This window comes from Methanocaldococcus sp., assembly GCF_024490875.1.
In the GTDB taxonomy this organism is placed as follows: Archaea; AGJL01; Methanococci; order Methanococcales; family Methanocaldococcaceae; genus Methanocaldococcus.
Genome location: NZ_JACCLX010000022.1, coordinates 1 through 6,081, shown reverse-complemented (window position 1 = coordinate 6,081; position 6,081 = coordinate 1). Strand labels below are relative to the sequence as shown.

8 protein-coding genes and 1 pseudogene are annotated in these 6,081 nt (G+C 25.9%); 8 read left to right on the top strand and 1 reads right to left on the bottom strand.

Annotated elements, in window-relative coordinates; translation table 11 throughout:
- From HZY31_RS04170 to HZY31_RS04145, 6 genes and pseudogenes are all read left to right on the top strand, one after another.
- A pseudogene (locus HZY31_RS04170) lies at positions 1 to 144 on the top strand (IS6 family transposase); the annotation flags it as partial.
- A gap of 241 nt (positions 145 to 385) precedes the next feature.
- On the top strand, positions 386 to 607 hold the full coding sequence (locus tag HZY31_RS04165) for a hypothetical protein (protein WP_297318197.1): 222 nt from the start codon (positions 386 to 388) through the stop codon (positions 605 to 607).
- Positions 608 to 682: 75 nt separating this feature from the next.
- Entirely contained in the window at positions 683 to 985 is a 303-nt protein-coding gene (locus HZY31_RS04160) for a hypothetical protein (protein WP_297318196.1), read from the top strand.
- Between the two features lie 50 nt (positions 986 to 1,035).
- Positions 1,036 to 1,665 (top strand): hypothetical protein, encoded by a 630-nt coding sequence (locus HZY31_RS04155; RefSeq protein ID WP_297318195.1) that lies wholly within the window; start codon positions 1,036 to 1,038, stop codon positions 1,663 to 1,665.
- 53 nt (positions 1,666 to 1,718) lie between these two features.
- The gene (locus HZY31_RS04150; protein WP_297318194.1) at positions 1,719 to 2,168 is read left to right on the top strand and encodes a hypothetical protein; all 450 of its coding nucleotides are present in this window, start codon (positions 1,719 to 1,721) and stop codon (positions 2,166 to 2,168) included.
- Positions 2,169 to 2,194: 26 nt separating this feature from the next.
- Positions 2,195 to 2,800, top strand: a complete 606-nt coding sequence (locus HZY31_RS04145) for a DUF366 family protein (protein ID WP_297318193.1) — start codon at positions 2,195 to 2,197, stop codon at positions 2,798 to 2,800.
- Position 2,801: 1 nt separating this feature from the next.
- Here the strand turns inward: HZY31_RS04145 and HZY31_RS04140 are convergent, their stop codons facing one another.
- Positions 2,802 to 3,821, bottom strand: a complete 1,020-nt coding sequence (locus HZY31_RS04140; RefSeq protein WP_297318192.1) for a M24 family metallopeptidase — start codon at positions 3,819 to 3,821, stop codon at positions 2,802 to 2,804.
- A gap of 29 nt (positions 3,822 to 3,850) precedes the next feature.
- Between HZY31_RS04140 and HZY31_RS04135 the strand changes: the two genes are divergently transcribed.
- Both HZY31_RS04135 and amrS read left to right on the top strand, forming a co-directional pair.
- Positions 3,851 to 4,357 carry a chorismate pyruvate-lyase family protein gene (locus HZY31_RS04135; protein ID WP_297318191.1) on the top strand — a complete coding sequence of 169 codons (507 nt, stop codon included), beginning with the start codon at positions 3,851 to 3,853 and terminating at the stop codon, positions 4,355 to 4,357.
- 38 nt (positions 4,358 to 4,395) lie between these two features.
- The gene (gene amrS, locus HZY31_RS04130) at positions 4,396 to 5,397 is read left to right on the top strand and encodes an AmmeMemoRadiSam system radical SAM enzyme (RefSeq protein WP_297318190.1); all 1,002 of its coding nucleotides are present in this window, start codon (positions 4,396 to 4,398) and stop codon (positions 5,395 to 5,397) included.
- Positions 5,398 to 6,081 lie beyond the last annotated feature (684 nt).

The window sequence follows — 6,081 nt, the reverse complement described above, 5'->3', positions numbered from 1 at the left end:
TGTGTAGAAAGCTTCTTCTCCCTCCTTAAACGAAAAACTAAGTCCTTCTATAATAGATTCCCTAATAATTTCAAATTTATTACCATTATCTCCTGGCTTAATTCTTTCGCCTCCATCTATAACTACCTCTTATCCTTATCTTGACAATCTCGTAAAAATCAGTGAAAAAAATTATATTATAAAAACTTACAATGTTAATATAATAAATAATAAAAAAGTAGCGATTATAAACTCAGTATTCTGTCCTAACCCAAATCTTGACTTATATATTAATGTAGGTAGTTTTGGAAACATATATGGAGATTCTACTGAGTATAGTTGGAGTAATATTTGGACTGATTATAAATGGTATTTAAGCTCTCAAGTAAATTTAGTAAAGAATAAATTGTATGTATCTTGGAAAGGTCCCAAAATAATAATTATTGGGGAGATAATTCCTGCTGTGTATTATAATGGTGTCTTAACAATTAAGGACTCTTCAGGATTTTATTGGTCATACCCTTGGTATGAAATGCCTGCTTCAGGTAGTAAAACATTTAGTTATAATCATGCATATACCTTACTACATATTAATGCATATTGGGAATATGCAACAGTAGTAATATAACAGTGATAAATGATGTATATACAATTTGGTGATTAAATGTATCAATTACCTATTGATATAATTTTTTTATTTTTTATGTATTATTTGATCGTTAAAAATATTAAAGCCGACTTAGAACAGCAAGGCGTAAAAATCAGTTATAAATTAGCTATGAAAATATTTTTAATTATTTATCTTCCATTTTTTTCCATAATTTTCATATTATATATTCTAAAAAAATTTGATATTGTTGTTAGTGAATATATACGTATTATGCTTTATGTAGTAGCATTATTTGCCTCTGGAATGATTAGTTATATTGCATATAAAAAATTTTTAAATGGCTTTAAAAGAGATCATATGAAGTCATCGAAAGAAAATTTGAAATCTTTAAAATAAATTCTCACTAAATCACAACTAAAAAAGTAAAAGATACTTATTTAACTGAGATGTATGTGGATGGTAAAATATTCAAAACTATAAAAACTTTCTATAATCCTATTGAAAAAGGTATGACTTTAAAAAAGGCAATGGAGATTAATAAAAAATATAAAATCAACAATAATGTTGAAATAAATTCAAAAATAGGCGATATACAACCAATGTACTATAATACCATACACTACTGGTGGGATGGAGTTTATTTCGTAAAGGGGCATATGGTAAAATATCCACATCCTGACTATGACTATTATGGAATTGAACCTTGGAAATATAAAAAAATAAAAGGCAATAAATTGTTGCATATTCACCTTTCTAAAGAAATAAGTGAAGATATTGTTGGTGTTCCAGTTCCTGTTGCAGGTGCCATTATTGGCGGTATTATAGGGGCAGCATTAGGAGGACTAGAAGGTAGTGCTATTGGAGCTATTGGGGGACTTATCACTGGAATTCTGGAAGTAATAGTTGGAAATCATTTAAATAGCATGTTCTTAGACGAGAATGATTGTATATGGATATGGGTAAGTTATCTTACTACTTATATTTATAATCCACAAGTAGGTTGGGTAGAAGTACCTCTATATCTAAGGGTTGGTCCATACACTCTTTGGGATTGGCTAAATGTGGGTAATCCATAAAGAGATAAGGTTGTCTTAATTTATTTAAATTTTTATTTTTTTAGGTGGGTATTATGGATAAAAAAGCTTCAAAATTTAATATTGGAATTTTTACAGTAATTGGAACAATTATTGGAGGATTGTTTGGGTATTTATGTGTTATTTATTATCTAATATTTATAGAACCTAATCTAAATATTCCTTCTAAGTTCAGACCATTAATATCATTTTTATTATTCGCTTTTATATTGTTATTAATATTATTGTTTAACTATCTTGGAGCCTGTTTTGATGATGAATCAAGGGCTGTCAAAGAATTTAAAAAATTTAAAATAGTGATTGGTTCTTTAATAGTTGGGACAATAATGTACTCAATAATACTGTTAATTGTTATACTATATGGAAGTTCTGGACTTATAAACTATCTATATGGTTTAAACGGTAAAATGGTTAGTTCAATAATTGGAATGGTTGTAATTCTTTGTAGTTACTTACTAATTAGAACCTTTTTAGTAAATGATTAATATAGAATTTTTTATTTGGTGATTTTATGAACTTTGAGATTTTTGACACTGATTATATAACAATAATTTTTGTTAAAGATAAACTAAATTATACTGGAAGAGAGATAGAGCCGTTATGGGCTTTTAAAACCTTTGATGTTCAAAAAGATAACATAGTTGTTTTTAGAGGTAAAATGGAAGTTCCAATTGATAATATGAAGGATTTAAAAGATGTTAAAAGAGAAAAGGATATAGACATACCAATAAAATCAGAAGATGCCATAAATTTTGTTATAGAGCATTTTGATAACATAGATTTAAAGACAATATATTTAAGGCAAAGATTGTTAGTTTGCATAACTAAAGAAATTATTGAAGATTACTGTAATTTAAAACTGAGAAGAGATGGAGATGATTTATACTATAATAACAAAAAACTGTCTGTATGTATTGCCTGTAAAGGAATTGTTTCTTCAAAGATACACTTAGGAATTAATGTAAAATCAAAAGGAGCAAAACATATAGAAATTATAGGATTGAAAGATTTGGGAATAAAGGATATTGATAAAATTATGAAAGATATAGCAATTAAATACGCTAAAGAGATGAATAAAATAGAAAAAGATATTAGAAAGACACTTCCATTATATTAAATTAATATTCTGGAATTTTTGCCTTACTCAACTTTTCAAATCCATTTTTTTTAATTAAATATAAATCCTCAATTCTTACTCCAAATTTATTTTTTAAATATAAACCTGGTTCAATAGTTATTATCATTCCCTCTTTTAATATTATATCTTCATCATCTTTTAATTTGTTCGATAATCTTGGCTCTTCATGAACTTCTAACCCAACACCATGCCCCAAAGAGTGAATAAACAACTTTTCATAATTCCCTAAAAACTCTCTAACTATACTATCAATTTGTTTAGCAGATATCCCTTCTTTTAAATATTTTTCAGCAACTTTTTTTGCTTCATAAACTAAATTATAGATTTTTTTCATTTCTTCATCATCTTTTAATAAAAATGTTCTTGTTATGTCTGAACAATAGCCATCATAAACTGCTCCAATGTCAATTAACAAAATATCCTCTATTTTATCTTTTGCTGGCAAAGCATGAGGGAAAGATGTCTTTTTACCAGAGACAACAATAGAATCAAATGCTGGCTTTATTGAACCATTTTTTTTCATAATATATTCTATCTCAGCCGCTAATTCATATTCATTTAGATTTTTAGCATCATCTAAATTATTTAAAACCCAATTTATGGCTTTATCACTAATCTCAGCGGCTTTTTTAATTAAGTCAATTTCATCTTTATCTTTAATCATCCTCATCTCTTTAATTTTGTCGGATATTATTTTATATTCTTTATCAATATATTTTAAATAACTAATTGATAGTTCTTTTTCAACTCCATCACATCCTTTAAATATCTCTTCCCAGTTTTTGAACTCTCTAATTTCTAAAAAGTTAAAAAGTTCTTCTGCATAATCTTTATCAAGTTTACCAACATATAGATAAGGCTGTTCTTCAAAAACTAATACAGAAAAACTCATAAAATATTTTCCCAAAAAATAATTTATATTTTCTTTCTTTAATATAACTGCCTTTTTTATATTTTCATTTTCCATATATTTTAAGAATCTTTCAATTCTACTATTCATTATTATCACCAAAAGTAGTTGTGATATCTATGATTATTTATAAAGAAATATCAAAACTAAATAAAAAATTTCCTTTGTTGAATGAAGAAAAAATACTCTTAGGAACTGATGGAAGTGTAACAAATATCTTAGAAATTTTATTTGAAGAAGTTTGTAAAGTAGAAACAATAAATCAAAAAATTGTCAATAATACAAATTATAGAGAGGTTATTCTTAAAGTTAATGAGACTCCATTAGTTTATGCTATTTCAAAAACTCCTTTTAAAAATATTGAAGAGGAAAATCTTAGAGAAGAAATAAAAAAAGATTTATTATCAGCAGATATTCCAATAGGAAAAATTATAAGGAAACACAACTTAGAAACAAGGAGAGAGATTAAATACATAGGCATAGCAGAACTTGATGATAGATTAAAATCACTACTAAAAACCAAACATAATAAATTACCAAAAAGAACATATAATATAATATACAAAAATAAAATATTGATGGAAATCACTGAAATATTTGCTATTAGAGATAAATTAGCAGATTGATTTAATAAAACTTTATTAATGTCTCTTTTGGTGGAACTATGAGAGAGGCTATGTTTTATGAGAAATTAGATGATAATAAAGTTAGATGTAACTTATGTCCAAGACATTGTATAATTAATAATGGAAAAAGAGGATTTTGTTGGAATAAACAAAATATAAATGGAACATTGTATGCTATTGGTTATGGAAAAGTTTGTTCTTTGGCAATAGACCCGATAGAAAAAAAACCATTATTTCATTTCTATCCAACAACCAAAGTAATTTCTTTGGCAATAGGTGGCTGTAATTTTAGATGCTTGCACTGCCAAAATTGGACAATTTCCCAATTTCCACCTGATGAAATTCCTTATAGAGAAATGACACCAGAAGAAATTGTTGAGATTGCTATAAAATACAACTGTCCAGGAATATCTTACACATATACGGAGCCAACAGTTTATTATGAATTTATGTATGACACTTCTGTTATAGCAAAAGAATATAACTTATTCAATGTGATGATTACCAACGGATACATAGAGAAAGAACCATTAAAGGCTTTACCAGTAGATGCTATGAACATAGATATTAAAGGAAATTCTGACTTTTATAAAAAAGTTTGTAAGGCAACATTAGAACCAGTATTAGAAACTTGCAAATTGGCAAAAAGATTAGGAATACATGTAGAAGTAACGAATTTAATAGTTCCAGGTTATAATGACAATATTGACGATTTATTATTTATAATACACTTTGTAAGAGATGAATTAGGAAGAGAAACTCCACTACACTTTTCAAGGTTTCATCCTGATTATAAATTAACAGATGTCCCTCCAACACCAATAGAAACCTTAGAGATGGCAAGAAATTTAGCTATTGAAGAAGGATTAAAATATGTTTATATTGGAAATGTCCCTGGGCATGAGGGAGAAAATACTTATTGCCCAAATTGTGGAGCTTTGCTAATAGAAAGATATATTTTTAATACAAAAATAGTTTATTTAGATGTAGAAACTAAAAGATGCAAAATCTGTGGAGAAAAAATTGACATAATAATTTAATTTAGACATTTATTTTTATATTATAATACTTACCCTTAGGACTTGATAATATCAAATCATAAAAAAATTTTGTTTTTTATTATAGTAATATTACAATTTTGATATTTCTCATATTGTTATAATATTTTTTTGTTATTTTTATGATTTTATAATATTAAATTGAAAATTTACCGGGGTTCGTTATTACTTTTAAAAAGTATGTGAATATAGAAATTTATAGATTTAGAGAATAATAAAGAATTTCTGTCCTTCTTTTATGCCAAAAAGATTATAATTAAATTAAAAGATCTAAATTTATGTAATGTATTCGTAATATAATTTTTATAAATTTTCATATTTTTATAATATTTACTCTCGGGACTTGATAATATTAAATCATAAAAAATTTTCTATTTTTTATTATAGTAATATTACAATTTTGAGATTTCTCATATTACCATAATATTTTTTTAGTATTTTTATGATTTTATAATATTCAAATCGAAATTTTACCGGGGGTCAGTATTACTTTTAAAAAGAATATAAATATAAAAATTTATGAGTTTAATAGGAAATAAAGGATATTTTGCCTTTCTTTTATGCCTAAAAAATTATAACCATATCGGAAGATTTAAATTTATGAAGTATGTTCGTAATATTACCCTTATAGATTTTCATATAAGCATATTATCCACACTCGGGACT